Annotated in this window: 2 protein-coding genes; both read left to right on the forward strand. The window is 42.2% G+C overall.

Annotated features, from left to right (window positions below):
* Positions 1-181: 181 nt before the first annotated feature.
* On the forward strand, positions 182-637 hold the full coding sequence (locus tag ACOVO2_RS08235) for a (2Fe-2S)-binding protein (RefSeq protein ID WP_421769499.1): 456 nt from the start codon (positions 182-184) through the stop codon (positions 635-637).
* A 182-nt stretch (positions 638-819) separates the two neighbouring features.
* A partial coding sequence (locus ACOVO2_RS08240) for a molybdopterin cofactor-binding domain-containing protein (RefSeq protein ID WP_421769500.1) occupies positions 820-2,939 on the forward strand: 2,120 nt, incomplete at its 3' end.

Consider the following 2,939-nt stretch of genomic DNA (forward strand, 5'->3'; position numbering starts at 1 on the left):
TACGGCTTAACTGATAAAGCAATCAAAATCATAAAGGGAAACTAAATCCGGTGATAAAAGTGTCTTTATTTGATTTTCGTAAGTTTTCATTTGAAAAGTATTATTTTAGATAGTTAATTTTATAGATTTTTGTACTGTGAACTATTCACTCACTCTCTTACTCGCATTCACTCATTAAATTATGGCAAAATATTCTCTAAAAATCAACGGAAAAACGCAACAAGTAGATGTTGACCCCTCAACTCCGATTCTTTGGGTCTTGCGTGACCACCTAAACATGCCCGGAACTAAGTTTGGCTGTGGCATGGCTCAATGTGGTGCTTGTACTGTTCACCTCGACGGCAACGCCGTTCGTTCTTGTAGTTTACCTGTTTCGGCGGTTGGAAAATCAGCCATTACAACTATCGAAGGTTTATCAGCAAATGGAACGCATCCCGTACAAAAGGCTTGGCTCGAACACGATGTAGCTCAATGTGGTTATTGTCAATCTGGACAAATTATGTCGGCTTCAGCTTTATTAAAAAGCAATCCAAATCCTACTGATGAAGAAATTGATGCGTACATGAGTGGTAATATTTGTCGTTGTGGAACTTATTTGAGAATTAAAGAAGCAATCAAAACCGCTGCAAAAAAATAGCCCCCTAACCCCCGATGGGGGAACTCTTTAACGGGGTATATTAAATTATTTTTAAAAATTACATTTAAAATAAGATGAAAAACATAAATAATAGTGAAGCTGTAGCTCCCCCATTGGGGGCGGGGGGGGCTGTAAGTCGCCGCTCTTTTTTAAGGTCCTCAGCCCTTGCAGGAGGTGGTTTGATGCTTAGTTTCAGTTGGTTTTCGGAAACAAAAGCTGCTGAAAAAGTAGAAGCATTGAATTTAGCAGAGCCAGTTTGGTCTGAATTGGCGGCCTACATCAAAATTACGCCTGATAATGTGGTGAAAATTTTAGTGCCAAACCCCGAATTTGGTCAAAACGTAATGACCTCGTTACCGATGATGGTGGCCGAAGAGTTGGATGTAGATTGGAAGGATGTGGTGGTAGAAATGGGTACGCACGATAATGTGAAGTACGGACCACAATTTACGGGTGGAAGTAATTCGGTGCGAATGTACTGGAAACCACTCCGAAATGCAGGAGCAGCAGCCCGCCAAATGCTTATCGAAGCGGCCGCTCAAACTTGGGGTGTTTCGGCAACAGAAATTACAACAAAAGCAGGGGTTTTGTCTCACTCGAGTGGAAAAACTGCAAAATATGGCGAAATGGCCGCTAAGGCAGCTACATTGACTGTTCCAAAAGATGTGAAGTTGAAAGCCCCAAAAGATTTTTCAATTGTTAGAAATTCAAAGAAAAATACCGAAGGTGTAAAAGTAGTTACTGGTAAACCACTTTTCGGAATGGATTATCGAGTAGATGGAATGTTGATAGCCATGATTCAGCATCCACCCGCATTCGGTATGAAATTAAAGTCGTTTGATGCAACTGCTGCCAAAAAAATGCCGGGTATCAAAGATGTGTTTAGCTTCAAACTCTATGATGATGGTTTCGAGCAAGCTGGTTTCGATACTCGTACTTTCAATGAAATGATTGCCATTGTGGGAAATTCTACTTGGGAAGTAATGAATGCTCGCAAAAAAATCAATGCCCAATGGGAAGCCGCTGGCGACTTAAAAGAAACAATGATGGGCAGAGGTGGAAAAACTGAGAAAGTAGTACCTGGCAGATTGGAAACAACAAGCCAACAATTTGAGTTGATGGCTGAATATGCCAAGAAACCAGCTCAACAACTAAGAAAAGATGGAGACCCCGAAACAGCTTTCAAAAATGCTGCTCAGGTGATTGAGCGTACTTACAATGCTCCGTTTTTGGCACATAATACCATGGAGCCGATGAACTTTTTCGCTCATGTAGAAGCAGATAAGGCATTGGTTGCGGGGCCAATACAAGCACCGGGTTGGATGGAACCCACCCTCACCAAATTATTGAATTTGCCTGCCGATAAAATCGAAATTCAAATGACCCGCATGGGTGGAGGTTTTGGTCGTAGAGCGTATGCCCAATATGCTTACGAAGCTGTCAGAATCTCGCAGAAGATGAAAGCTCCCATTCATTTGATTTATACTCGTGAAGATGATATGACTTACGGAATCTATCGACCAATGTACACGGCAACTTATCGTGCGGCACTCGATGCCAACAAAAATCTGATAGGTTTTCATGTAATTGGAGGTGGTATTCCCGAAAACCCAGTTCATGCCAATCGTTTTCCTGCGGGGGCGGTAGATAATTATTTGGCCGAAGGTTGGGAGATTCCGTCAAACATCACCATTGGTGCATTTAGAGCTCCACGTTCTAATTTTAATGCCGCAGCTGAGCAGTCATTCTTGGATGAAGTTGCCGAAGCCATGGGAAAAGACCCCATCCAAATGCGTTTAGATTTATTGAAACGTGCCAAAGAAAATCCAGTTGGTAAGAATAACGATTATGATGCCAACAGATATATTGGAGTTTTAGAATTATTGAAAGAAAAATCAGGTTGGGGAAAACCCGAAAATGCTGGCAAAAAACGTGGTGTTGCCGCTTATTTCTGCCATGCTTCTTACGCAGGCCATGTAGTAGATATGGTGATGCGAGATGGACAACCGTACGTAGAATCAGTAACTTCAGCCGTTGATTGTGGGGTAGTTGTAAACCCAGATGCTGCCCGAAACATGGTACAAGGTGCAGTGGTTGATGGCATCGGACAGTCGTTTTATGGTGCATTGACACACAAAGACGGTGTTCCTGAGCAAAATAATTTCCATAATTATCGCATGATTCGCCATAATGAAGCACCTAAGAAAATAGATGTTCATTTTGTAGAAAACGACATCGACCCAACTGGTCTTGGCGAACCTCCATTCCCTCCAGTATTTGGGGCAGTGGCCAATGCTTTGTT

It is taken from the genome of Emticicia sp., from assembly GCF_049241225.1.
In the GTDB taxonomy this organism is placed as follows: domain Bacteria; phylum Bacteroidota; class Bacteroidia; order Cytophagales; family Spirosomataceae; genus Emticicia.